This window comes from Pseudomonas triticifolii, from assembly GCF_014358015.1.
GTDB lineage: Bacteria > Pseudomonadota > Gammaproteobacteria > Pseudomonadales > Pseudomonadaceae > Aquipseudomonas > Aquipseudomonas triticifolii.
In genome coordinates this window covers 15,985-42,146 of sequence record NZ_JACONV010000005.1, presented here as the reverse complement: position 1 = coordinate 42,146, position 26,162 = coordinate 15,985, and the positions used below count along the sequence as shown (strand labels likewise).

Below are 26,162 nucleotides of genomic sequence, written 5' to 3'. Positions count from 1 at the left end.
GGCAGACTCCTCAGCAAAACGATTCATACGCCACCAAAACTGCCAGCCAATGTGCCGACGATCAGCGCCCAGCCATCCACCAGCACAAACAGCATGATTTTGAACGGCAGGGAAATGATCAGCGGCGACAGCATCATCATACCCATGGCCATCAGCACACTGGCCACGACCAGGTCGATAATCAGAAACGGAATGAAGATCATGAAGCCGATCTGGAACGCGGTTTTCAGCTCGGAAATCACAAAGGCCGGAACCAGAATGGTCAGCGGTGCCGCATCTGGAGACGCAATGTCGGTACGCTTGGACAGGCGCATGAACAGTTCAAGGTCGCTGGTACGTGTCTGCGCCAGCATGAAATCCTTGATCGGCACCTGCGCCTTGGCGACCGCATCCTGCGCCGTCAACTGCTCGGCCAGATAAGGCTGCAAGGCATCCTGATTCACCCGATCGAAGACCGGTGCCATGATGAACATGGTCAGAAACAGCGCCATGCCGGTCAGGATCTGGTTCGACGGGGTCTGCTGCAGGCCGAGCGCCTGACGCAGAATCGAAAAGACAATGATGATCCGCGTGAAACTGGTCATCAGCATCACGAACGCCGGAATGAAGCTCAGCGCGGTCATGATCAGCAGGATCTGCAGACTGACCGAATACTCCTGCTGCCCATCGGTACCGTTGGACAGCGTGATCGCCGGGATCGACAGCGGATCGGCCGCCAACGCAACAGGCGCGGCCATTGCCACCAGCAGCAGTATCAGCAAACGCAAGGCGCCCATTACTTCTTGTCCTTATCCTTGCCCATCAATTCCAGCAGACGCTGAGCGAACTCAGGCGTGGTCTGTTCACGGACCGGTACCTGCACGGGCTCTTTGAGCACGTGCAGGGTGGTGATGTTGCCAGGGGTGATCCCCAGCAGAACCTGCTCACCGCCCACCTGAACCAGGACCAGACGATCACGCGGCCCGATAGCCCGAGAGCTCACCAGTTCGATAACCTGGCTGTTGTTCGGCCCGATCCGCTGCACCCGACGCATGACCCACGCCAACACAAAGATCAGACCGACCACCAACAACAGACCGAACAGCAACTGCACGATCTGCCCGCCCATCCCGCCGGTGACGGTATTGGCCACCACAGGAGCTGTCTGTGCAACCGGTTCGGCCGCCCACGCCAACGAAGGCAGGAGCGGCAACAGCGCCATGAGCCGCTTCATTCAGCGTAACTTCTTGATGCGTTCACTCGGGCTTATCACGTCGGTCAGACGGATGCCGAATTTCTCGTTGACCACGACCACTTCGCCATGGGCGATCAGCGTGCCGTTGACCAGCACATCCAGCGGCTCACCTGCCAGACGATCCAGCTCGATGACCGAGCCCTGGTTGAGCTGCAACAGGTTGCGGATGTTGATATCGGTGCTGCCCACTTCCATGGAAATCGATACCGGAATGTCCAGAATCACGTCCAGGTTGGGACCGTCCAGCGTCACAGGTGCGGTGTTTTTCGGCACGCTGCCGAACTCTTCCATGGTCAAGCGACTGGTCGAGTTCCCGGCATCGGCTGCCAACAGCGCGTCGATATCAGCCTGACCGCCCTCACCTGCCTCACCCAGTGCCGCAGCCCACTCATCGGCCAGTGCCTGATCTTCAGCAGACGTCATATCGTTTTCATCAGCCATCGGTAATCCTCTGCGAGCAATGATTCAATTACGCAATAAAGTTGCAACGCCATCCTGACAGGTCAGCGTCGCGCTATGGGTTCGATGACCTGCAGGGCCATCTTGCCCTTGTGCGAGCCTAGCTTGACCTTGAAGGACGGCACGCCGTTGGCGCGCAAGACCAGCGAGTCGGAAAGTTCTATCGGGATCACGTCGCCAGGACGCATGTGCAGAATGTCGCGCAGCGGCAACTGCCGTTGCGCAATGGTGGTATTCAACGGCACGTTGACATCCAGCACGTCTTCCTTAAGCGCGTTGACCCAACGCTCGTCCTGATCATCAAGATCCGACTGGAAACCGGCGTCGAGCATTTCGCGGATCGGCTCGATCATCGAGTACGGCATGGTCACGTGCAGATCGCCGCCACCGCCATCAAGCTCGATGTGGAAGGTGGAAATCACCACCGCCTCGCTCGGCCCGACGATGTTGGCCATGGCCGGGTTCACTTCGGAGTTGATGTACTCGAAGTTCACTTCCATGATCGCCTGCCAGGCTTCCTTCAGGTCGATGAACGCCTGATCCAGCACCATGCGCACCACGCGCAGTTCGGTGGGCGTGAATTCACGACCCTCGATCTTCGCGTGACGGCCATCGCCGCCAAAGAAGTTATCCACCAGCTTGAACACCAGCTTGGCATCGAGAATGAACAACGCCGTTCCGCGCAGCGGCTTGATCTTGGCCAGATTGAGGCTGGTAGGCACGTACAGCGAATGCACGTACTCACCGAATTTCATCACCTGCACGCCGCCCACCGCCACATCCGCCGAACGGCGCAGCAGGTTGAACATGCTGATGCGGGTGTAACGGGCGAATCGTTCGTTGATCATTTCCAGGGTCGGCATGCGACCCCGCACGATCCGGTCCTGACTGGTCAGGTCATAACTTTTGACGCTGCCGGGCTCGCTGGCGCTTTCGGTCGGGACCATACCATCGTCAACGCCATGCAGCAGCGCGTCGATCTCATCCTGGGACAGCAGGTCTTGCACGGCCATGTCAGGGTCCTACTGCAATACGAAGTTAGTGAAGAGCAGCTGTTCGATCACAGTCTTGCCGAGTTCTTTCTGTGCCACTTCCTGAATACTGGCGGTCGCCTTCTGACGCAGCATTTCCTGGCCGATTGGCGAGGCTAGTGATTCGAAAGGGATGGCGGCAAACAGCATGACCAGGTTGTTGCGGATCACCGGCATGTGCACCTTCAAGGCCTCCATGTCGGCTGCATTGCGGCCCAGCATGGTGATGCTGACCTGCATGTAGCGTTGACGGCCATTGGCGTTGAAGTTGACCACGAAAGCAGGAGTCAACGGTTCGTAAACCGCCACTGGCTTGACGTTGGCAGCGGCCGCCGCGGCTGCAGGGTCGGGCTTGGTTTCACCCTTGTGCATGATGAACCAGGTAGCCCCCACCGACAGGCCAACGGCGAGCAGCAGCGCCACAACCGCGACGATAATGAGCTTGAGTTTGCCTTTGGAAGCGGGGTCTTTAACTTCTTCGCTCTTCGCCATGCCAATAATCCGTCACTATTCAAGGGGTCTTCAATACGTGACAGGGGAAGAGCAAGTGTTATGCCAGAGTTGTATCAACAGGGAGGTATTGGACACAAACAGTTACCAGCCGCTTGATCGCCCTACTGGATGCACGACGGTATTTCTGATGAAGCCGTGCATAACCGGCTGAAGAAAACCTGTTGTGCGCATATGAAAGCGCCGGAGCCGGGCGGCAATCCGACGATGAGGGCGACGCGGTCTTAACCCTCATACCGCGTCACTACTCATCGCCAGCAGTCGCGCGCCTGTGGCTCTCTGTTAGCTGCGAAGACCGGCACACGGTCAAGCGTAGTAATCGATCTCGCTGGTGCCGATCACTCGTGCCGCTGGCTGGCTGACAGCAACGGCCGCATCGGCGATACCGCCGTCATCGGAACCATCACCCGCCCCCATTCCTCCGCTGCGCCCGCCACGCTGAGCCCTGCTGGCCTGTTCCTGCGCCTGCTGCTGAGCCTGCTGTTGCGATTGATCGGAGACGTTCACGTCAACCTGACCGAGGCCCTGCTGGTTGAACGACTCGCGCAAACGCGACATCTGGTTTTCAAGCGCTTCACGAACGCCCAGATGGGCACTCATGAACGTGACCTGAGTCTGCTGGTCCGGCGCCATGCTCACGCGAATATCCAACCGGCCCAGCTCGGCTGGCTCAAGCTTGATCTCGGCCGATTTCAGGTTTTGACTCGACAGGTACATGACGCGATCCACAACGCCCTCAGTCCAGCCGCTCTGGTGCATGGCCAGTGGCTGACTCATCAACGGTGTGGACGCGGGCGCGGCTGCGACCCTGGCGGGCTGCGCAGCCTGGCTCAAGGCGGCCAGGCGGTCGGCGAAGTTGTCGACACGGGTATCGCCTGCTGCTGCTTTGACATCTTTGAGGCCTTCACCAATCAGGCCACTGAAGGACTTGTCGCTGCTCTCGGTGCTGCTGCCTTCGGACGGAAGCTGCTCGCTCAATGCCGACAGGTTATTGGCGATATTCTGTGAGGGATCGGCTTCTGCGTTGGAAGGCGTCGCTTTGCTGGCGGCCTGAGCATTCTGGCCGGCCAGGTGTGTTCGGGCGCTGGCGTTTTCCAGCGCAAGCTGTACCGCCTCCAGACCATCCAGCGGGTCGGCGTCGGGATTGAAGGCTTCTTCGGCTAATGCTGGAGCGGCGGGCAAGGTTGCCGTAGTCCCCGTAATCAGCTGGGCTGCAGAGGCTGCCTTGGGATCGGGACTGACTGGCTTGGCGGCAGCGGATTGCACAGGCACCGGCACCGTCGGTGTCTGTGCTGCCAGCGCTTGCAGCGCAGGGTCCAGCACAGGATCGGTTACGACCAGCGCTGCCTCGTCGGAAGCCTGCGCATCCGCCTGCGCGGTATCTGTGCCTGCCTTGTCAGCATCGGCAGCACTGGCCTGTACAGGCAAACCATTGCCGCTATCGGCAACCGTTGACGAGTCGGCGGCAGACGATGAGTCGGTGGAGGCATTGTCCTTGCCAGCCGCGACCTTGTCTTTATCCGGACCAGGCTTGTCACGAGTCGATTTGACCGGGGCGTCATCGCGTGCCGGAGCGGCGTCCTTTGCCTGCTTGGCATACACGTTAGAGAAGCTCGAGGCCTCGTCCTTGCTGCTGTCCGCAGGTTTGATCGCATTGCTGGCCGCACCAGACCGGTTGGTCGAGGTGGCAGTGGCCTGAAGAAGCGCGTTGGTGGCGAGGGGCATTTCGGTCTCCGCATAAGCAGCTGGTTACCGAAGAACATAGCAAGAGTCGGGCCAATACGCAGACTGCGCCTCTGAGAGAGGCGGATGTCACGTCAGCCGACGAACAACTGGCGTTCTGCGGCGAACAGTCGGCGGATGGTGACGTACTCGCTGTCAATCTTGCCGATCAGTTCCTCGAGTCCTGCCGTCTCCTGCTGGCGGGCACGCTCTTCCAACTGACGACAGAGTTCGGAAAGCTGCAACGCGCCCATATTGCTACTGCTGCCCTTGAAGCTGTGAGCCGTCAAACTCAGCGTTTCAAGGTCCAGGCCCTGAGGCTCCAGTGCCATACGCAGATGCGAAAGACGCTGCTCGGAGTCCTTTAGAAACACATCCAGCAATGTCGGATATTCATCCTCCATGACTTCCTGCAAAGCGCTCAGCACGCTGTAATCCAGATGAACCGACACTTGCTCACTCCTTGATCAAGACTTTAGGGCGCGATTATGCCACTCACTCCCAGGAAAATTCCACGCAGGCGATCCTGCCATCCGCGGACCATCTGGCCTCTCGGCTCAACTCACACACAAGTCTGATACCCCGACCATACAGGCCGTCGTCAACAGGAACATGACCCACCACCTGCTGCACATCAAACCCGTTGCCACTGTCTTCGACACTCAGCGTCAGGAGACCGCCACTCGCTGCCGGCTCGATCTGCAGGTTCACGCGAATGAACCCCGCCTGCAGCCTGTCCAGGCGCTCGGCCCGCAGCTCATAGTAGCGAGCAAACCCCGAGGCATCCTGTTTGAGCGCCGAGTCCAACCCTAGCACACCGTGCTCCAGGGCGTTGCTGTACAACTCTCCCATGACTGCATGCAACGCGCCGCCCTGATTACGCAGGCCATGTACTTCAAGCAGCAATTGCAGGATGTAAGGCACCGGATTGAAACGCTTGAGCGTCGAGGCGCGGAATTCAAAACTGACAGACCAGTCCAGAGGACTCGACGCACCGCTGTCGAAATGGGTCGGAGTGGGCAGCGGACCCTGCGACTCGTCGATGATGGTGATTTCCAGCAGGCTGACGTCGTCGCGGGCCTTGCCGCCAAAATCATTCAGCGCCTGAAGAATTTCCTGAATGAGTAGCGACGACTGATGGTTGGCGGCCAGCACATCATGAAGTCGCTGCACGCCGAAGCGCTGATCGCGGCTGTCACTGGTATCGAGCACGCCATCAGAAAGCAGAAATATACGGTCACCCGGAGTCACGGGATAGACGTCGGTGCGCACCTCGAAGGCCTCCACACTCAACACCCCCAAAGGCAGGTGCCGGGAAACCAGCGGCACTGAATCACCCTCGACCCCGCGCAACAGGTAGCCGTCCGGCAAGCCGCCACTCCAGACCTCCACCTGGCGCTGCTCGGAATTGACGCACAGCAAGGTCGCGCAGCAGAACATGTCGATCGGCAGGATACGCTTGAGCTTGGCATTCATTTCACGGAGGATTTCGACCAGCCCGAAGCCCTTCGCCGTCATGCCGTAAAACACTTCAGCCAACGGCATCGCCCCCACCGCAGCGGGCAGCCCATGCCCCGTGAAATCGCCCAGCAGGACGTGCATCTGCCCGGCAGGCGTGTAAGCCGCCAGCATCAGGTCACCGTTGAAGAGCGCGTACGGCGATTGCAGATAACGGATATTCGACGCACCCAGACAACCCGAATGCGCCACCTGATCGAACACCGCCTTGGCGACACGCTGCTCGTTGAGCAGGTACTCATGGTGGGTGGCGATCAGATCTCGCTGCTGCAGGACAGTAGCCTGCAGTACCCGGAGCCGGTTCATGGCATTGATCTTGGCGGCTAGCACGGATGGGTTGTAGGGCTTGGACAGGAAATCGTCGCCACCAGCATCCAGACAACGCGCCAGCGCTTCGCTTTCGGTCAGGGACGTGAGGAAGATGATCGGCACCAGCGACTCGCCCGCCATGGCCTTGATCCGTCTTGCGGCCTCGAATCCGTCCATCAGCGGCATCATCGCGTCCATCAGAATCAGGTGTGGACGCTCGACACTGAAGATGGCGATAGCCTCCAGTCCATTGGCCGCGCTCAGCACTCTATGACCCTGACGACCGACAATGGTCGACAGCAGCAAGCGGTCACTGGCGCTGTCGTCGGCAATCAGAATGCACAGGCCCTTCGACGGAGACTGCAAACGTCAGCTCAACTGAAACAGCTTGGAGAAATTGGAGATCGTGAGAATCTTGAACACATCGGCTGTGCAGTTGATGAGCCGCACCTTCGCCCTGTCGCCACCGGCATGGTCACGCAGCAACAGCAGCATGCCCAGCGCCGAGCTGTCCAGATAGTGGGTATCGCGAAGGTCGACGACATAGCTGAGGTCTGCGGCTTGCCCCTCGTAGGCGCTGCGAAAGGCCTGATGCGTAGCAAAATCAAAGCGCCCCGCAATATAGAGGGTCAGTTGCCGCCTGTCCGGGGAAAGCTCGGAAGTGACTGTCATAGGAATTCCTGAAATGTTTCATCGCCGAGACACTAATGAGCGTAGACCAGTCGGCGGCAGTCAGTATTGTTCGTGTCTTGGCAAACGCTGGGATAATTCGTCCAGCAACTTCTGCTCGCGCTTGTCTTCAAGCTTGCGCGCCTCGTCGATGTAGCGCTGGACCAGTTTGCGCAGGCCTTCCACGCGCGCGTAGGCCTCCTGCCATGAACCACGCGCCTTTTCCAGGTTGACCTTGTGCCATTCCAGACTCTTGTGCTGCTGGGCCACTGCAACGTCGAGCTGACTGAGAAAGCGCTGATAACCCAGCAACCATTGACCAGAGACGCCCGCACTGCCGCGCTGCAGCCATTGCTGCTGATAATCGTGGCGAAACTGATCCAGTTCCTGCAGCTTGTTGTTGGCCAGATTGACCTGCCCCTGGAAATGCCCGAGACGCTGCGCCGCCGAACGTTCGGCGGCTTCTGCCATCTCGACCACAGGCGCCAGACGCGCCGCTCGACTCTGCGCCATGGTCTATCAGCCGCCCGGAGCCGGGCCGAATACCGCAGCCAGCGCCTCGCCACTGGCCTGCATGCTTTCATTATCGTGCAGGCCCTGACGCTGATAGCGCACCAGCATTGGCTGCAAGGCAATGGCCATGTCCGTCTCGCGATCACCACCGGCGACATAGGCGCCCACACTGATCAGATCCCGAGCCTGCTGATAACGTGACCACAGCTGTTTGAAATGCTGCGCGCGCGCCATGTGCTCGGCCGTCACCACCGCAGGCATGACCCGGCTGATCGACGCTTCGATATCGATAGCCGGGTAATGCCCCTCCTCGGCCAGCCGCCGCGACAGCACGATATGGCCATCGAGCACGCCACGTGCAGAGTCGGCAATCGGATCCTGCTGATCATCGCCTTCCGACAGTACGGTATAGAACGCGGTAATCGAACCGCCGCCCGCTTCGGCATTACCGGCACGCTCCACCAGCTTGGGCAAACGCGCAAACACTGAAGGCGGATAGCCCTTGGTGGCAGGCGGCTCGCCAATGGCCAGCGCGATTTCACGCTGGGCCTGGGCGAAACGGGTCAGGGAATCCATCAGCAACAGGACGTTCTTGCCCTGATCACGAAAATATTCGGCGATGCGTGTGCAGTACATGGCCGCACGTAGACGCATAAGCGGCGCGTCGTCGGCTGGCGATGCCACAACCACCGAGCGCTTGAGGCCTTCTTCGCCAAGAATATGTTCGATGAATTCCTTCACCTCACGGCCCCGTTCACCGATCAGACCCACCACGATGATGTCCGCCTCGGTAAAGCGCGTCATCATGCCCAGCAGCACGCTCTTACCAACGCCCGTACCGGCGAACAGCCCCAGACGCTGGCCTCGGCCGACCGTCAACAAACCGTTGATGCAACGAATACCGACATCCAGCGGCTGACTGATCGGGTTGCGCTTGAGCGGGTTGATGGTCGGGCCATCCATCGGCACCCAGTCTTCGGCCTTGATCGGCGGACGTCCATCCAGCGGGCGGCCCGCACCGTCAAGCACGCGACCCAGCATGCTCATGCCCATCGGCAATCGCCCGGTGTCCGCAAGTGGCACCACGCGCGCGCCTGGCGCAATGCCCGCGACGCTGCCAACCGGCATCAGGAATACCTTGCCACCGGAAAACCCCATCACTTCGGCCTCGACTTCGACCGGATGATGACTGTCGTCGTTGATCACCACACAGCGACTGCCCATGGCAGCACGCAATCCTTCGGCTTCAAGTGTCAGACCCACCATGCGCAGCAGGCGCCCTTCCACCACTGGCTGTACCGGCAGGCTGATGGAGTCGGCATACGAGCCAAGCCGCTTGCCGAAACTGGTGCGATCAAGGCGCATCGAGGTTGTCCACGTCAGGCGTAGCCGGTGTTGTAACAGGCTTTGGCGCCTCAACCGGCGCGATGTCCAGTTCGACGCTGACATCAGGCGCAGCAGGATGCGTCACCTGCCCATGCAATTGATCGTGCATTTTCGAAATCGCCAGGGCAATCCGGGTTTCGACACTGGCATCGATACGGCTGTGCTCGGTTTCAATCCGGCAGCCGCCCGGCAACAGCGCTTCGTCCTCGACGATCTTCCACGCCTCTTCGTGACGTTCACGCATGGCTTTGACCAGCGCAAAATCCTGAGGATTGATAAAAATGCGCAGATTATTGGCACCCATCGGCAGCAGCTTCAGGGCGTCGCGCAACACATGGGCGATCTGCGCCGAATCGGTCGACAGCTCACGCTGGATCACCTGGCGAGCAATGTGCTCGACCAGGTGGATGACCGCTTTTTCGATCTGCGTGTCCTGCTCGGCAATCGGATCAAGCAGGCTGACCATCAGCTTTTCAAGGCTGCCGATCTTGCCGGCCAACGCCACTTCCGCTTCCTGCCTGACCTTGAGCTGAGTGCTGTGAAAGCCCTCTTTTTCGCCGGTGGCGAAACCCTCGTTCCAGGCTTCCTGGCGAATGCTTTCCAGCTCTTCCAGGGTCAGCGGCTGGACTTCATCCAGCGGCACTTCTTCCATCTCGGCCGGTTCGTCGACCGGTTCAGGTTCGGGCTCCGGCTCAGGCTCTACATGCGGGTCGAAACTGGGCAATGCCCAGAGATCAAGACCGCTGACGTCCTTGGCCCGAATGAGGTCGCTGGCCGATTCTTTATTGGAACTGGACATGAGTCGGCTGAATCCTTAGATCATTTCCTCGCCACCCTTGCCACCGAGCACAATCTCGCCGGCTTCGGCCATGCGACGCGCAATGGTGAGGATTTCTTTCTGGGCAGTTTCCACATCGCTGACGCGCACCGGACCCTTGGCTTCCAGGTCGTCGCGCAGCAGTTCTGCGGCTCGCTTGGACATGTTCTTGAAGATTTTTTCCTTGATCGCCTCGTCCGAACCCTTGAGCGCCAGCACCAGCACGTCCGAAGACACTTCGCGCAGCAGCGCCTGGATACCGCGGTCGTCCACGTCGGAGAGGTTGTTGAAGACAAACATGAGGTCTTCGATCTGCACGGAGAGGTCTTCGTCGACCTCGCGGATCGAGTCCATGAGCGCACCTTCGATGGAGCTGTCGAGGAAGTTCATGATGTCGGCCGCACGCTTGATACCACCCAGGGTAGTACGCGACGTGTTGGCGTTACCGGAGAACTGCTTCTCGAGAATCTGGTTGAGCTCTTTGAGTGCCGCGGGCTGCACGGTGTTCAGCGACGAGACGCGCAGGATGATGTCCAGACGCACCTTGTGGTCGAAGTGCCCGAGCACCTCACCAGCCTGATCGGCATCCAGATACGCCACCACAATGGCCTGGATCTGCGGGTGTTCGAAGCGGATCACATCGGCAACCGCACGCGGCTCCATCCACTTGAGGCTGTCCAGACCGCTGGTGTTGCCGCCCAGCAGGATGCGGTCGATAAGGCCGTTGGCCTTGTCCTCGCCCAGCGCCTGGGTCAGCATCTTGCGAATGTAGCCATCGGAACCGACGCCCAGACTGGTCTGGTCGCCAACGATGTCAACGAATTCGCTCATCACTTCTTCGACCTGCTCGCGATGCACGTTGCGCATCTGAGCCATGGCCACACCCACTTTCTGTACTTCCTTGGGACCCATATGGCGCAGTACCTGCGCCGCATCGGTTTCACCCAGAGAAAGCAGCAGCACGGCTGCCTTCTCGACCTTGCTGAGTTTGGCTACGACGGCTCGATCATTCATCAGTGTTAATCCACTCTTTCACGACCTGGGCCACACGACCCGGATCTTCGGCCACCAGACTCTTGATTGCGTTGAGCTGTGCGTCATAACCCTCGGTCGGGCTAGGCAACAAAATACTCTGCGGACCACCCAGGCTGACACGGTCGTTGGACAATTCGCCATCCAGACCGCCCATGCCACCCAGCTCTGCATCGCCGCCGTAACCGGCCAGCTCGCGGCTCTTGCCAGAGGTGATGTTGTTCAACACCGGACGCAGTACGCCAAACACCAGAATCAGGATAAAGATGACGCCCACCGCCTGTTTGACGATGTCCCAGAACCAGGGTTGCGAGTAGAACGACGCTTCCGGCAGGGCTTCGGCGCGCTCGCTGGAGAACGGCACATTGATAACGCTGACACTGTCGCCACGGCTGGCATCGAAGCCCACGGCATCCTGAACCAGACGTGTGAAGCGCGCCAGATCGGCAGCACTCCAGGGCGCGCGGGTCACTTCACCGTTGGCAGCATTGGTCTTGACCATGTCATCGACCACCACCGCAACCGACAGGCGAGTCAGGCGACCCTGCTGCTGTTTGGTGTGGCTGATGGAACGGTCGAGTTCGAAATTCTTGGTGGACTGCACACGCTTGTCGGCCGGGTACGGCGCCAGCGCAGGCTGACCGGTGGCCGGGTCCATGATCTGCTGACCATTGGCGTCGAGCAGCGGCTGACCCGGAGCAATCGCGGCAGCAGCACCGGCGGCACCTGCAGCGGCGTTTTGCGGCGCAGTCGCAGGGCCTGGCGGCTGGTTGCTCAAGGCACCCGGAACACCTTGCGGCCCCAGGCTGCTGGTGCGTTGTTCGTTCACCGATTGCTCACTGCGCAGCGCCGGCTGGTCAGGATTGAAGCTTTCGGCAGTCGACTCGACGGCGCTGAAATCAACCACGGCAGAGACTTCAGCCTTATAGCGGTCAGCGCCAAGGATCGGTTGCAGAATGTTCTGGACACGCTGCGTCAGCATGCCTTCCATGCGGCGGCTGTAATCGAACTGCTTGCCGGCCATGGTGAGTTCGGAGTTCTCGCCCTGATCCGAGAGCAGGTGGCCCTTCTGATCGACGACGGTAATCTGTGATTTGCTCAGTTCCGGAACGCTGGTTGCCACTAGATTGACGATGGCCAGGACCTGACTCGGTTCCAGCGAACGACCGGCATACAGCTCGACGAGTACCGAGGCGCTTGGCTTGCGATCATCGCGAACAAACACCGAGCTCTTCGGAATGGCCAGATGCACACGCGCACCCTTGACGTTGTTCAGGGCTGAAATCGTACGTGCCAGTTCGCCTTCAAGACCACGGCGATAGCGCGTGGCTTCCATGAACTGACTGGTCCCCAGACCCTGGTCCTTGTCGAGGATTTCGAAACCGATATTGGCGTCGTTCTGCACCACGCCCGCCTGGGCCAGTTGAATGCGTGCGCGCTGCACGTCATCGGCCTTGACCAGCAGAGCGCCAGAGTTGGGCTCGACGGTGTAGTTGATGTTCGCAGCAGTCAGCGTGTCCATGATCTGCTTGCTGTCCATGCCCGCCAGGCTGCCGTACAGCGGACGGTAGTCCGGCTGCTGCGACCACAGCACCACGGCAAAGCCGATGGCCACGCTTGCAGCCAGACCGACCATAAGGCCGATCTGACGCAGCATGGTCATTTCGGAAAGGTTTTCCAGAAAAGAAAGCCCGAACAGCGGCTTCTTGTCAGGTGCGCCCGCTCGTGCAGGAACAGGATCGGCTGTTGCTTCGGCCATGACTCAGTACGTCCCTTAAACCGGCATCTGCATGATGTCTTGATAAGCCTGAACCAGCTTGTTACGAACCTGGGTCAAGGCCTGAAACGACACACTGGCTTTCTGCGAAGAAATCATGACATCGGTCAGATCGACGCCGCTCTTGCCGACTTCAAAGGCGTTGGCCAACTGGCTGGAGGCCTGCTGGGTGGACGCAACCTTGTTGACCGCCTGACCCAGCAAATCGGCAAAGCTGCTGGCACCTGCTTCCTGAGGACCGGACACAGGCTTGGGTGCAGCCATGGCATCCATCTGCATGGCCCGCATATCCAACATCAAGCGATTAAATTCAACACCTTGGCTCATGGACATTTTCTCTCGTAAGGCCCGCAAATTTTTGACACTGATTCAGCGGATACAGAAGACATAGCAACAACGGTGCCAGTTAGATGGCGGCAAAATGCCATATCCTACTTGAATATCATGTCGCTCGACATGACATTGCCACCGAAAACTCCCTGCACCGCGGGTTTGCAGCCATGCAGCGCACAGGAGACATACGAAATATCAGGGGCAACAGATCATTGCCGCCCGTCTGCCTTCCTTGTCAGGTGGCAAATAAATAGCCTTCCACATCCATGCCAGCGTCACGCATCTGCGCCAGCTTGTATCGCAACGTGCGCGGACTGATGCCCAGGCGCTCGGCTGCTTCCTTGCGACGACCCCGCTCGGCACGCAAGGTGTCGATGATCATCTGAAACTCACGACGCCTGAGGTCGTCACCCAGCGCCCCTGCGGACTCCGCTGTACTGCCGGTTGCCGCCGTATTGTCCGCCACCAACGTGACAGACGTAGGTGGCGCAGATGCCTGCACGGTGACCGGAGGCGCAAGGCCGACCGCCCCCGAGAGACAGAAATCCTGTGCCTGAATCACCCCGCCCTGCTGCAGAATCAATGCGCGCTGCACGGCGTTGTCGAGTTCACGCACATTGCCAGGCCACGGGTAACTGATCAGGCATGCCTGAGCCTCGGCAGACAGGCGCACGGGCGCGTGCTTCATTTTATTGACGTGCCTGGCCAGCAGTCGCTCAGCCAACGGCAAAATATCGGCAGTCCTTTGACGCAATGCCTGCCAGGCCAACGGAAACACCGAAAGCCGATAAAACAGATCCTCACGAAAACGCCCTGCCGCGACTTCTCCGGCCAGATCCCGGTTGGTGGTGGCCAGCACGCGAATATCCAGAATGATCGGCTTGCGCGCTCCGACCCGCTCGACCTCACGCTCCTGCAACACCCGCAGCAGCTTGGCTTGCAAGCCCATAGGCATTTCAGAGATCTCGTCGAGCAGGATCGTGCCGCCATCGGCCTGTTCGAATTTGCCCGCCTGCGCCGCGATGGCGCCTGTGAACGAGCCCTTTTCATGACCGAACAGGGTCGCCTCGAGCATGTTGTCAGGGATGGCCGCACAGTTGATGGCTATAAAGGGCTTATCGGCACGCGGTGAGTTTTGATGAATGAATCGCGCCAGCACTTCCTTGCCGGTGCCGGACTCGCCGGAAATCAGCACGGTGGAGTCGCTTTTCGCCACGCGGCTGGCCAGGTTGAGCAACTGAATGCTGGCCGGTTCAACGGCGATCGGCCCTTCACCTTCGGCAGGCCCCAGGCGGCCCAGGGCGTGACGGGCGACCAGCGCGAGCAAAGCCTTGGGTTCGAACGGCTTGACCAGATAGTCCGCCGCGCCCTGACGCATGGCATCGACGGCACGCTCGACAGCGCCATGCGCCGTCATCAGCAGCACCGGCAATTGCGGGTGGCGATTGCGCAACAACGCCAGCAACTGGTGACCGTCCATGCCAGGCATGTTCACATCACTGATCACCAGACTGAATGGCTCGGCCGCGGCCGCAAGCAGCGCCTCTTCGGCAGACCCGACCGTGCGATAGCCATAGCCGGCCAACTCAAGGGTCTCACCCAGCGCTTCGCGCAATGAACGGTCATCCTCGACCAACAGCACTTTGATCGACATCAGGTATCACTCACTGAACTGGACGCGGGAATCAACGGCAGGCTGACAATCGCACAGGTGCCACGCCCTATGCGGGAGCGGTAATGCACGCCACCCTGATGCGCACGCGTCACTGCCGTCACCACCGCAAGCCCAAGGCCCGTGCCGGTTGTCTTGGTGGTGAAGAACGGCTCACCGATACGCGACAAGGCGGCCTGATCCATGCCATCACCGTTATCACTGAAGCACAGCCGCAAGGTATTGCCACGGCTGTACGCATGAACTTTCAAACGCGTGCGACCGGCACTGGCCTGCACAGCGTTTTCCACCAGGTTGAGCAACGCCCCGACCAGCGTATCGCGATTGCACAGCAACTCGCCGTCGATGTCCTCGCACTGCCAGCGCACCGAAACACCCTGTACATGGGTCACGGCAGCGCTTTGCAGCGCCTGGAAAAGCTGGCCTGCCGAAAGCCGGTCCGTCAACGGCAGCTCACCCCGAGCAAACACCAGCATGTCGCGAACCTGATGCTCAAGCTCGTGCAAACGCTCCTTGAGGCGGCCGGCGAACCGCTGCTGGGTTTCCACAGGCAGCTCCTGCTCGGCCAGATGACTGGCATAAATCATGGCGGCCGACAGCGGCGTCCGAATCTGGTGAGCGAGCGAGGCAACCATCCGCCCCAGCGAAGACAAACGCTCATGACGCGCCAACTGCTCTTGCAGGCGACGGGTTTCAGTCAGGTCATTGAGCAGCACCAACTGGCCCGGCTCGGCGTCCAGCGAACGCGTCGCAATGGACAGCCTGCGACCATCCTTCAGAGAGACTTCATGTCCGTCATCGTCACGCGGCGCAAAGCAGCGGCTGATCACGTGCCGCCAGAGCATGCCGATCAAAGGCTGGCCCAGCAGGTCGATTGCCGCCGGGTTGGCCTCGCGGACCACGCCCATACCGTCGATTACGATGACGCCGCCCGGCAACAGGTCGAGCAGGTTCTGCAACCGATTGGCCAGACGCTCTTTCTCCGCAAGCTCCTGAAGGCGCTGTGCACCGGCATGAGCCAGTTCGCCCTTGAGTTCGGTGACTCGGGCTTCCAGCAATCCGTAGGAATCGGTCAGTTGCGACGACATCTGATTGAACAGCGAGAACGCCTGCTCAAGCCCCTGACGACTTTCCAGCTCCGGGGTGAGCAGTACCTGAACAGATAGGTCGGAAGACATGTGAGCAGCGTTGGACATGGTCATCTCTCGCGTGGCGGACCGTCAGTAAACGGTATGTTGAGAGAGACTTAGCAATCCCCGTGCCGAAAAAAAACCTCTGAAAATTCAGAGGTTTATTTTTTGGCGGTTTGGTCAGGCGTCAATCATCTGCCTGTTCATCACCTTCACGACGACTCATACCGTACTTGCGCATCTTTTCCACCAGCGTCGTACGACGGATCCGCAAACGCTCGGCGGCACGCGCCACGATGCCACCGGCATCGTCCAGCGCCTGCTGAATCAGGCCCTGCTCAAGCCCGCCCAGATAATCCTTCAGATCCAGACCTTCAGGCGGCAGCAGAGCGCCAGACGCGAAGTTAGGCGTGTGGCCGTTGATGGCGACGCGCTCTTCGATGTCGCTGCGCAGGCTGTCGACCATCTGCTCGTCTTCGTCATCGACGTAGCGAAATTTCTTCGGCAACTCGGCCACACCAATCACCCCGTACGGGTGCATGATCGCCATGCGCTCAACCAGATTGGCCAGCTCACGGACGTTGCCAGGCCAGGCATGGCGACACAGCGACATGATCGCCGCCGAGTTGAAACGAATCGAGCCACGTTTTTCGTGCTCCATGCGCGAGATGAGTTCGTTCATGAGCAAGGGAATATCTTCAACACGCTCGCGCAGCGGCGCCATTTCAATCGGGAATACATTCAAACGGTAATAAAGGTCTTCACGGAAACTGCCAATCTCGATCATGTTTTCGAGATTCTTGTGCGTCGCCGCGATAATGCGCACATCGATGCTTTGAGTCTTGTTACTGCCCACACGCTCGAACGTGCGCTCTTGCAACACACGCAACAACTTGACCTGCATCGGCAACGGCATGTCGCCGATTTCGTCGAGAAACAGAGTGCCGCCATTGGCCAGCTCGAAGCGACCGGCACGACTGGTGATCGCGCCGGTAAAAGCGCCCTTCTCATGGCCGAACAATTCGCTTTCAAGCAACTCGGCCGGAATCGCACCACAGTTGACCGGCACGAACGGCGCGTCGCGGCGCTTGGAATGGTAATGCAGGTTGCGCGCAACGACTTCCTTGCCGGTGCCCGACTCACCCAGAATCAGGACGCTGGCGTCAGTGTCCGCCACCTGCTGCATCATCTGGCGTACGTGCTGGATGGCACGGCTGGTGCCTACCAGGCTGCGAAACAGGTTGGGCTCGCGATGACGGCCGCGCTCACGCGCCTGGTCGTACATCTCGCGATAGACCTGGGCACGGTGCAGGGAATCCAGAAGTTTGCTGTAGCTGGGCGGCATTTCAAGGGCAGAAAGCACGCGCCGGCGAAGGTCTTCAGGCAGGTCGATGGAAGAATTTTCGCCCATCAGCAAAACAGGAAGGAACTCATCCCATGCAGCCACTGTCTTAAGAAGCCCTTGCAGACTGCCGGGAGCGCTTACGCTGCCCACGAGCACGCACAGTACTTCTCGAGTGGACCCAAGGGAACCAACCACCTGCTGCCAGTCCTGACTTGAGCAGGACAGATTTTCTTCGCCAAGAAAATTGAGGATGACCGCCAGATCCCGGCGGCGCTGGCTATCGTCATCAATTAGCAGAATCTTGATTTCACGCCACATGCAATAGCAACTTCCCTAGTCAACTCAATGCCCATGATTGGGGGGGCAGCTTGGCTTCTCAGCCTGTGTATCAAGGTTGAGACGCCAGAAAATAGTAAACATCACTAGTTAAGTCAAAAAAACGCACACAGTCAAATTTATGGCGAACTTCTTGTCGGATATTTAAAACGACAATTTAAACGCTAACCGAACAGATGGTATACCTTCGTTGCGTTTTTGGCATTCTGCATTTGCGTCATTTCATCGACGATTGCTTGACGCTCGCCGGTTGCAACGTCAATCAACTGCCGATAAACCCCTAATAACTCTTCAAGATTGCTGCGCAAGGCAGATTCATCTGCGGGCGCTTCGCTCACCACGGCATCGACACATTCTCGACAGGCCAGATCAAGTTTGACGATAGTTTCCCAGTCACGCTCGGCCAACGCCCCAACCAAGGCTTCACGGGTTTCTTCGATACGCTTGAGCGCAGCACTCATGGTGTTTATCTCCTCAGGGTGCAGCAGACTTATTGCACAGCGCCGATTGCGTCCCAGCCTTCCTTGACCGTGATCAAAAGACCTGCGACTTCATCGAGCATTTTCTGGTCATTGCGCGCGTTGGCTTCAGCCAGGCGCGTCATCATGTAGTGATAGAGGCTGTCCTGCCTGATCAACGCTTCGGAAGGCTCGTTTTCGAGATCCAGACCTTCGCGCAAGCCACCGACAATGCCGATCGCCTTGCTGATGAAGATACCCTTGTTGGCGATGTCCTTTCGCGCCATGGCGCCCTTGGCCTGAGCGATGCGGTCCAGACCGCCTTCCATCAACATCTGGACCAGACGATGAGGGCTGGCTTCCGAGGTCTGTGCCTGGGAACCAATCTTCTGATACTGCCGCAACGCTAACATCGGATTCATAAGGGGCCTCGTGACAAATCCAGATTACTCATACCCACGCTATCGACGCCCGACGAAAAAACTTTAGCCCAAAAGCAACAACCCGACACAGGGTCGGGTTGTTGGCAAGCTTAATAAGCGGCAAAAAAGAATTATGAAGCGTTCTTCTGCGCGTTCATGGCTTCGAAGATCGACGTAATGTTACTACCCGTGGCCTTGAGCTGACCCACGATAAGGTCCATGGCGTTGTACTTCTTGGTCAGGGTCGCGGTCAGGCTCTCGATCCGACGATCCAGGGCGTCCTGGTCGTTGGCCAATCGCTTTTGCGCCGTGGTCAGGGTGCTTGTCTTAAGGGCAAGAACGCCCTTGCCGTCTTCGCTGTACGGTTTCACGGCCTTGGTGATGCGCTGAAGCAAACCGCCCTCGCCGGTGAACAGGGTCTGAATCTCGTTGCCCAGCTTTTTGTCGCTCAACGCCGCCGTGAACGTGGCAGTGTTCAACGACAACGTGCCGTCACTCTGCTGCGTCTGGATGCCCAACTGGGCGAGAGAGCCAAGCCCTGTCATTTTACCCGGTCTTGCGATCTCGTCGCGAATCGTCGCCAGCAAGCCGCGAGGCGTTGTATCACCGGTCAGCGAGGCCGGGGTGAACACGTCCTTGCCATCGACGGTGCTGACCGAACCTTTGGTCAGGGTGGTCACAAGCTTGGCCAAGGTGTTGTAAGAGTCCACAAAGCTCTGCAGCGAAGCTTTCAAACCGTCCGTGTTGGTGGCCACGGTAATGTTGGTATTGCTGGTGCTGTTTGCACTGGGCGCGATCAGCTCGAATGTCAGCCCCGAAATGGCGGTACTGACCTTGTTGGATGGGCTGGTCATGCTCAGGCCGTCAACGCTGAATTCGGCATCCCCTGCCAACGCAGTAATCGCGCCAGCTCCACCAATGGGCTTGCCATTGGCATCGGTACTCGTACTGGTGGCCGACATCAACTTGGAGCCGTCGATGTTGAACATTTCCAGCCCGGAACTGCCCGATACCGAAATATCAGTGCCCAGGCCAGTGGTGGTCGAGCTGAACACCAGACGCGCGCCGTTGTTGTCATTGATGATGTTGGCGGTAATACCTTTGCCCTGAAGCGTGGTATTGATCTTGTCGCGAGCCTGTTCAAGGGTCGAGTTTGCGTCAATCACGACGCTCATCCCCGTCGAGCTAGTGCCATTCTGAGTGATAGTCAGGGTACCACTCGGAATAGCACTGGTCTGCGCAGGGGTCAGTACGGCTGTCGCAACTTTCGAAGGCGTCGCCAGCTTGGTGACATTCAGAGAATAAGTACCGCCGACTGCGGTATTGCCTGCCGTCGCCTTCACCACCGCTTCATTGGCCGAAGAGGCCGCAAAGCCGTTGAACGCAAGCGTGGTAGTACTGTTCAGCGTGTCCATGGTTTTCTGGAACGCAGCCAGCGCCGACGTCAACTGACTGACACCCGACAAGGATGCAGTAGTCGAGGCGGTCTGCTTGTCGATCTGATTCTGCTTGGGTGCTTTCTCAGCAGCCACCAAACCCTTCACGATGTCACCAATCGCCAGACCCGAACCAATACCTACACTCGATGTAATCGGACTTGCCATTTCGCTTCTCCCTTCCTAGTGTGCTGCCGGATTCAGAACCCTTGAAGGGCGCTGAAAACCTGCAACCAATACCTTACCGGCGGTCACGCCCTGGCGCGGAACAACAAACTGTTCGCATCACTCAGGCTATCGGCCAGCTTCAGGATTTCTGCATTCGGAATCTGCCGGATGACTTCACCGGAATCACTGGCAATGACCTTGACGATCACTTTGCCAGAACCCTCATCAATCGAGAATTCAAGATTACGCTTCACCGAATGAAAAAACTTCTGAATATCTTCCGCAGCCGCTTTGACCTTCGCCTCTTCCTGAGGGTCGTCCTTTTTCAGATCAGGACCTTTACTTTCTTCAGTGGCCGTAACACGCTCCACTGAGGGGCTGTCGACAGGCTTATCAACAGGCTTGTCCACGACCGAAGCCTGGCCAGCCGGTTGAGCGGCAGGATAGGACAGGTTCAACTTTACACTCATATCCATGACCATCACCTCCGAAAGCAAAAAAGCGAGAGAGCACAATTAAGCACTCCCCCGCCAAAACTCATTCCGATATTACTGAAGCAGTTTCAGTACAGCGGATGGCAGCTGGTTAGCCTGAGCCAGAACAGAGGTGGAAGCCTGTTGCAGAGTCTGTTGCTTGGTCAGCTGTGCAGTTTCAGCAGCGAAGTCGGTATCTTGTACGCGACCCAGTGCAGCACTGGCGTTTTCGTTGATGTTCTGCAGGTTGGAGATGGTGCTCGACAGACGGTTTTGAGCAGCACCGAGGTCAGCACGCGTGGAGTTGATGGTCTGCAGAGCAGAGTCAATTGCGTTCATCGCTGCGGAGAAGCTACCTTCTGCTTCATCGCTGGTGGTGCCAGTGATGGAGATCGCCGAACCCACACCCAGAGTATCTGCGTCGAAGCTTGCGCTCAGGGTCAGAGTGATCTGGTTCGAAGAACCGATGTTGGAACCCACCTGGAACGTCATGGTGCTGGCAGTGCCGTCGATCAGGTTCTTGCCGTTCAGGTTGGTGCTGTTGGCGATACGAGTCAGTTCGGAACTCATCGCGGTGAATTCTTTGTTCAGCGCTTCACGGTCAGCGGCGCTGTTGCTGTCGTTTCGGGACTGAACAGCCAGTTCACGCATACGCTGCAGAATGTTGGTCGATTCCTGCAGAGCGCCTTCAGCGGTCTGAGCCAGGGACATACCGTCGTTGGCGTTCTTGATGGCCATGGTCTGGCCTTTGATCTGCGAGTTGATCTTGGTGGAGATCTGCAGACCGGCGGCGTCGTCTTTGGCGCTGTTGATTTTCAGGCCGGAAGACAGGCGAGTCATGGAAGTCGACAGTGCATCAGAGGCGCGGCCCAGGTTCTTCTGAACGTTCAACGATGCAACGTTGGTGTTTACTGTTAAAGCCATGATGAATTCCTCGTGGGTTGTGTACTACGTGGCTTCCGGCCCCTGCAAGCGCCGGGTGTGCCTAGAGAACCTTCGTAATAGTTATCGTCGCGATGGCAGGTTGCTTGAGTGTTTTTTTTGAAATTTTTGCTAGCAGTCTGCCAGCCCTTGTAAAACAAGGGTTTGAAGCACAACCCGGAATAAAACCAGAGCGCCTGGATCGCTGCCATGTGCTTGATACACACGACGCGGCCCGGATATTTAAACAATAGCCCATAAAAAAAGACGCCTGCGCGGTCATTCGCAGGCGTCTTTTTATATCGGCAACAATCAGGCTTTATAGATGATCGCCGAACCCCACGACAGACCGACACCAAATCCACTCAGCGCGACGCGCTTCCAGGAGGAGTCGAGCACATGCTTCTCGATCAGCAGAGGAATACTCGACGACACGGTGTTACCGGTCTCGACCATGTCCTTCAAAAATTTCTCGGGTTTGTCTTCAAAACGACGCGCAACAGCGTCCACAATCGCCGCACTGCCCTGGTGAATACAGAACGCGTCGATATCATCCGGCTGCAGGCCAGACTCGCCCAGTAACTCGTGCAGGTGTGCAGGCACCTTGAGCAAGGCAAAGTTGAAGACCTGACGGCCGTTCATGAAAAACACCCCGTTGCTGACTTTCAGGTGCGGCGCACCTGAGCCGTCAGTGCCGAACCTGGCCTTACCCAGCTGCCACGGCGCGTCTTCGCCCATCCAGGTCGCAGTGGCCGCGTCGCCAAACAGCATGGTGGTGTTGCGATCTTCGGTGTCGACGATCTTCGAATAAGGGTCAGCGGTCAGCAGCAGGCCATTTTTCAGGCCTGTGGCTTCCATGAAGCCCTTGATGGCATAAATGCCATAGACGTAACCCGAGCAGCCGAGCGAAATGTCGAACGCTGCCACGTTGGTCGACAACCCCAGTTTGTCCTGCACGATGGCCGCCGTGTGCGGCAGGCCTTCCTCGTCACCGTTCTGGGTGACGACGATCACCACATCGATACTTTCGCGCGTCAGCTGCGGATTATTGGCAAACAACGCATTGGCCGCTTCGACACACAGATCCGAGGTTTCCTGACCGTCGTCTTTGCGCGGCAGGAACGTGGAGCCGATTTTCCCGAGAATGAATTCTTCATCCTTGCCGAATTTGGCACCTTGAGCATAGTTATCCACGCCGGCAGTGGGCACGTAACTCGCTATGTTTTTTATGCCAATCATCATGGCTTCCCGATCAGTAAACAGGTAAATGTTCGTCCCAAAAAAAATCAGGGCGCTATCGAATAGAGGCGATTTTGCGGACATTTTCAGGGGTCGGGGCGCGTTTAGGCAAGTCAGGCGCTCGTCATTCCCTGTAAAACAATACAGTGGAGATGCACTTTATGACCTGTAGGTCACTCAGGTTCGCACGCTTTGCGATCTTTGGTCACCGAAAAGAGTGACCCGTGCCTGGCTGGCGACCCAAGGCAGGTCCGCGTTGCAGGGGTAATCCGGCTGGCCGCCAGCCGGACCCAGGGGGAATGCGCGTTCTAGAGCGACGCGAGGGTGAAGCCAGGACCGCTGAGCGACAGGTTGGCGCTGTAGGCTTCATCCTGAGCGAATTGAGCTGACCACCTATCGAGCAGCGCCGCCAGCGCCCGATCAGTCGTATTCACGTGTCCCGGGTGAACCACCTGAACGTGCGGCGTCCAGACCGTCAGATAACCCGCCTGGCCAGCCTTGAGACACAGGTCGACATCGCCTAGCACCTCTGCGAATTCGCCTTCATCAAGGCCACCCACGGCATTGAAGAGCTCCTTAGAGATCATCAGGCATGCCGAGGACACCGCCGAATAATTCTGCTCGACCACCAGGCGCTGCATGTAGCCTCGGGATTTCTTCGACTCGCCCACGAACGCAGAACCAACGCCGCCGTTGAACCCCAGAATCAGACCCGCCTGCGTCACCACGCCCTCCTTGTCCACCAATCTGACACCGACCACGCCCACTTCCGGACGCTGAGCCTGATTGAGCAGCGACTCGATCCAGCCCACATTGACAATCTGGCTCTCGGCATCCAGCAGTATCAGGTACTCGCCCTTGGCCTCCTGGCTGACAAGGTTACGCAGTGCCGCCGTGCTCATGCGCTGAGGCGCCTTGAATACGCGAACGCGACCGGACTGCTGCTCCTGCTGATCGAGCCAGGTGATCAGCTCGGGAGTTTCACTGCAGTTATCCGCGATCAGCACTTCAAAGCGCTGATAGCGTGTGCGTTGCAGAATGCTTTGCAGGCAGCGCTGCAACTGCGCGAGATTGTCCTGGCTGTGCAGCAGGATTGACACCATCGGGCGATGCGCATGACGGTAGTCGATCCTGTAGGTGCCCTTGAACGCCGAGGTGACCTCGGCCTGATAGCCACGCTGCCCCAGATGGCGGGTCAGCGCCTTCTGCTCATCCTTGTTCTCTTCAAGCTCGGGCGCGTCGCAGATCAGTAACGGCTCACTCAGGTGCGCCAGACCGTTCATGCCGCCCTGCTCGACCAGACGCAGAAGCAGATCGAACTCAAGCGCCTTCGGATAATCGCGGCTATAACCCCCCGCCTCGACCAGCAGGTCGCGACGAACCAACCAGTGACGCGCCATCAGGGTTGGCGCGCTTTGCAGCAGATCAAGGTTGAAGCCAGGACGGAACAGCGGTGCAAGGGTGCCATTGGGCTGACGCTGGATCTCGTCTACTGCCACGGCGCGGCACTGTGCAGCGTCGACCAGTTCGGCACTGGCGAGCAGCAGGCCACTGCGAGTGAACTCGTCACCGGCCTGCGCCAGCATCAACCAGTCGCTGGATGCCTGTTTCACGATCTGATTGATCTTGTCGACGTAGTTGCTCTCGGTGACTTTCACGAAGTGCAGCGTGTTCTGCAGTGTGGTCGTGGCAGGCAGCTCGCCCGTGGTGAAGACAACCACCTTGAAGGCCCGATAATAACCATTCATGAGGCTGTCGAACGTGGCCTGCAACTTGAATACATCGGCATCCAGATCCAGCAACAGAATGCCGATCCGAGAGCCCGCGGGCTGTTTCGACAGCCGGGCAACAAGCTTTTTCAGCTGGGCAGGTTGCGGATCGCGCCCCTCCAGCCAAGTGAGCAACTGCCCGGATGGCATGCCGTCGAGCAGCCTGCCGTTATCGGCACTGGACGCCGCCTGCACACGCTGCCCCCAGGCGTTGATGCGTTCGAACTCTTCGTGATCATCTTCGACGTGAGCCAGCTCTCGCGCCAGCCTCTGGACGACATTGAGACTGAAAGCGTAGGTGGCATAGGCTTGCCACAGACGGCTCAGCTCCGTTTCGGCATCAGGGTTGCTCTGTGGGCGCAGCAGTTCGGCCTGCCTGAGCAGTGCCGCTTCCAGCCCTTCCAATTGCACGGGACCTGCCGGCAGAACGTGAATCAGAAACTCGATCCTGGCCAGTTCATCGAAGAACGGCTGAGTGTAGAACGGCATTTCGACAAATTGCCGAGGCTCGAAGTGCGCTTCAGACTTTTCCAGCCCGACATTCCAGACGGCACTGAACAGCTTTTCGTCAGCCTGATAGCGTTGAGTCTCCAGGCATTGCGCCATGGCGCGTAGCCCGGCCAGAATCTGCTCGACGCCCTGTTCGCCTTCAAACCCGGACGCCTTGCCCAACACAGACACCAGCGACTGAGCAAACGCTTCGCGCCCGGCACGGGCCTTCGGGTCGATATGTTTGACCGCCCCCGCGATGGCCGCGCCGTGACGCGTCTGCAGGTCTTTGCCCAGCGTGTGGTGCAATGCATAAGGGATTGGCAGGATGCGCAGTTTTGCTGCAGCAACCAGGTAGTTCATGTGCCCCAGCTCCTGCCAATGCAGGTCGGTCTGCCCGGGGACTGAAGCGAACCCGCGACGCGCCAGATCGGTCCGCGTGACGGCGCTCAGCAGCGACATGCCCTGCCCCATGAAACTCAGCACCCGGTCAGCGGCCTGCTCCTGCGCGTAATCCTCATCAATCTTGCGATCCCGACGAAAGAAATCGACATGGCCGACATGGGCTTCATAGCTCAGGCTGTAGCCTTGGCAGGCGCCGTAAGCATCATGGGCCTGGAGAAAACCTACCGCATCATGCAGGGCGTCCGGCAGCAAGAAGCTGTCGACGCTGGCATACGCCACGAATGGCGTGGTCACGCGCTCAAGGCCATGGGCAATGAGCGCACTCAGGTCTTTGCCTGCCAGTGCTACATCGTGCACGTAGTCAAGATGGGGAGCACTGGCAACACCCGGACAAGGCTGAGCGGAGACATCCACGACCACCAGGCTGCAGGGGAAGCTGCTGTAGTAGCTCAACGCCCGGCGCAGGAAATCCGGCTGATCCTGATTCAGCAACAGCAGAGTCAGACGCTGATTCAAGGGTGTGGCTTCATTCCCGACGTGGCTTTGCATACTTTTTCCCATAGCGAATCGATAACACCCTCAACCCGGT

General features: G+C 58.7%; 25 protein-coding genes. All 25 read right to left on the bottom strand.

Going from position 1 to position 26,162, the window contains the following annotated elements; genetic code table 11:
- Positions 1-23 precede the first annotated feature (23 nt).
- Complete coding sequence (fliP, locus tag H8S56_RS10365; RefSeq protein WP_024689505.1) at positions 24-776, bottom strand: flagellar type III secretion system pore protein FliP; 753 nt, start codon at positions 774-776, stop codon at positions 24-26.
- Entirely contained in the window at positions 776-1,213 is a 438-nt protein-coding gene (fliO, locus tag H8S56_RS10360) for a flagellar biosynthetic protein FliO (RefSeq protein WP_187518582.1), read from the bottom strand. The genes fliP and fliO overlap by 1 nt, the downstream gene beginning before the upstream one ends.
- Complete coding sequence (gene fliN, locus H8S56_RS10355) at positions 1,214-1,675, bottom strand: flagellar motor switch protein FliN (RefSeq protein ID WP_024689507.1); 462 nt, start codon at positions 1,673-1,675, stop codon at positions 1,214-1,216.
- Between the two features lie 62 nt (positions 1,676-1,737).
- Positions 1,738-2,706, bottom strand: coding sequence for a flagellar motor switch protein FliM (gene fliM / locus H8S56_RS10350; RefSeq protein ID WP_024689508.1), 969 nt, complete (start codon positions 2,704-2,706; stop codon positions 1,738-1,740).
- Positions 2,707-2,715: 9 nt separating this feature from the next.
- A complete protein-coding gene (gene fliL, locus H8S56_RS10345; protein ID WP_024689509.1) occupies positions 2,716-3,216 on the bottom strand; it encodes a flagellar basal body-associated protein FliL in 501 nt (166 codons plus the stop codon).
- Between the two features lie 324 nt (positions 3,217-3,540).
- Positions 3,541-4,959, bottom strand: a complete 1,419-nt coding sequence (locus H8S56_RS10340) for a flagellar hook-length control protein FliK (RefSeq protein WP_187518581.1) — start codon at positions 4,957-4,959, stop codon at positions 3,541-3,543.
- Between the two features lie 92 nt (positions 4,960-5,051).
- Positions 5,052-5,408 carry an Hpt domain-containing protein gene (locus H8S56_RS10335; protein ID WP_187518580.1) on the bottom strand — a complete coding sequence of 119 codons (357 nt, stop codon included), beginning with the start codon at positions 5,406-5,408 and terminating at the stop codon, positions 5,052-5,054.
- A gap of 43 nt (positions 5,409-5,451) precedes the next feature.
- The gene (locus H8S56_RS10330; protein WP_187518579.1) at positions 5,452-7,149 is read right to left on the bottom strand and encodes a SpoIIE family protein phosphatase; all 1,698 of its coding nucleotides are present in this window, start codon (positions 7,147-7,149) and stop codon (positions 5,452-5,454) included.
- A 3-nt stretch (positions 7,150-7,152) separates the two neighbouring features.
- The gene (locus H8S56_RS10325; RefSeq protein WP_187518578.1) at positions 7,153-7,455 is read right to left on the bottom strand and encodes an STAS domain-containing protein; all 303 of its coding nucleotides are present in this window, start codon (positions 7,453-7,455) and stop codon (positions 7,153-7,155) included.
- Between the two features lie 60 nt (positions 7,456-7,515).
- A complete protein-coding gene (gene fliJ, locus H8S56_RS10320) occupies positions 7,516-7,965 on the bottom strand; it encodes a flagellar export protein FliJ (protein ID WP_024689513.1) in 450 nt (149 codons plus the stop codon).
- A 6-nt stretch (positions 7,966-7,971) separates the two neighbouring features.
- Positions 7,972-9,330 (bottom strand): flagellar protein export ATPase FliI, encoded by a 1,359-nt coding sequence (fliI, locus tag H8S56_RS10315; RefSeq protein WP_073166593.1) that lies wholly within the window; start codon positions 9,328-9,330, stop codon positions 7,972-7,974.
- Positions 9,320-10,150, bottom strand: a complete 831-nt coding sequence (fliH, locus tag H8S56_RS10310; RefSeq protein ID WP_187518577.1) for a flagellar assembly protein FliH — start codon at positions 10,148-10,150, stop codon at positions 9,320-9,322. The genes fliI and fliH overlap by 11 nt, the downstream gene beginning before the upstream one ends.
- A gap of 15 nt (positions 10,151-10,165) precedes the next feature.
- Positions 10,166-11,182 carry a flagellar motor switch protein FliG gene (gene fliG / locus H8S56_RS10305; RefSeq protein ID WP_024689516.1) on the bottom strand — a complete coding sequence of 339 codons (1,017 nt, stop codon included), beginning with the start codon at positions 11,180-11,182 and terminating at the stop codon, positions 10,166-10,168.
- Positions 11,175-12,959, bottom strand: a complete 1,785-nt coding sequence (gene fliF / locus H8S56_RS10300; protein WP_024689517.1) for a flagellar basal-body MS-ring/collar protein FliF — start codon at positions 12,957-12,959, stop codon at positions 11,175-11,177. The genes fliG and fliF overlap by 8 nt, the downstream gene beginning before the upstream one ends.
- Positions 12,960-12,974: 15 nt before the next feature.
- A complete protein-coding gene (gene fliE, locus H8S56_RS10295; protein WP_024689518.1) occupies positions 12,975-13,304 on the bottom strand; it encodes a flagellar hook-basal body complex protein FliE in 330 nt (109 codons plus the stop codon).
- A 241-nt stretch (positions 13,305-13,545) separates the two neighbouring features.
- Complete coding sequence (locus H8S56_RS10290; protein WP_187518576.1) at positions 13,546-14,964, bottom strand: sigma-54-dependent transcriptional regulator; 1,419 nt, start codon at positions 14,962-14,964, stop codon at positions 13,546-13,548.
- Positions 14,964-16,178 carry a sensor histidine kinase gene (locus H8S56_RS10285; RefSeq protein WP_408003793.1) on the bottom strand — a complete coding sequence of 405 codons (1,215 nt, stop codon included), beginning with the start codon at positions 16,176-16,178 and terminating at the stop codon, positions 14,964-14,966. Before H8S56_RS10285 ends, H8S56_RS10290 begins: the two co-directional genes overlap by 1 nt.
- 121 nt (positions 16,179-16,299) lie before the next feature.
- Entirely contained in the window at positions 16,300-17,775 is a 1,476-nt protein-coding gene (fleQ, locus tag H8S56_RS10280) for a transcriptional regulator FleQ (protein ID WP_024695952.1), read from the bottom strand.
- A gap of 182 nt (positions 17,776-17,957) precedes the next feature.
- Entirely contained in the window at positions 17,958-18,254 is a 297-nt protein-coding gene (gene fliT, locus H8S56_RS10275; RefSeq protein WP_187518575.1) for a flagellar protein FliT, read from the bottom strand.
- 29 nt (positions 18,255-18,283) lie between these two features.
- Positions 18,284-18,673, bottom strand: a complete 390-nt coding sequence (fliS, locus tag H8S56_RS10270) for a flagellar export chaperone FliS (RefSeq protein WP_187518574.1) — start codon at positions 18,671-18,673, stop codon at positions 18,284-18,286.
- Between the two features lie 131 nt (positions 18,674-18,804).
- Positions 18,805-20,277, bottom strand: coding sequence for a flagellar filament capping protein FliD (fliD, locus tag H8S56_RS10265; protein ID WP_187518573.1), 1,473 nt, complete (start codon positions 20,275-20,277; stop codon positions 18,805-18,807).
- A gap of 83 nt (positions 20,278-20,360) precedes the next feature.
- Positions 20,361-20,753, bottom strand: a complete 393-nt coding sequence (locus H8S56_RS10260) for a flagellar protein FlaG (RefSeq protein WP_024695954.1) — start codon at positions 20,751-20,753, stop codon at positions 20,361-20,363.
- A 72-nt stretch (positions 20,754-20,825) separates the two neighbouring features.
- On the bottom strand, positions 20,826-21,674 hold the full coding sequence (locus H8S56_RS10255; protein ID WP_187518572.1) for a flagellin domain-containing protein: 849 nt from the start codon (positions 21,672-21,674) through the stop codon (positions 20,826-20,828).
- A 309-nt stretch (positions 21,675-21,983) separates the two neighbouring features.
- Positions 21,984-22,910 (bottom strand): ketoacyl-ACP synthase III, encoded by a 927-nt coding sequence (locus tag H8S56_RS10250; RefSeq protein ID WP_024695956.1) that lies wholly within the window; start codon positions 22,908-22,910, stop codon positions 21,984-21,986.
- A 308-nt stretch (positions 22,911-23,218) separates the two neighbouring features.
- A complete protein-coding gene (locus tag H8S56_RS10245; RefSeq protein WP_187518571.1) occupies positions 23,219-26,122 on the bottom strand; it encodes a glycosyltransferase in 2,904 nt (967 codons plus the stop codon).
- Positions 26,123-26,162 lie beyond the last annotated feature (40 nt).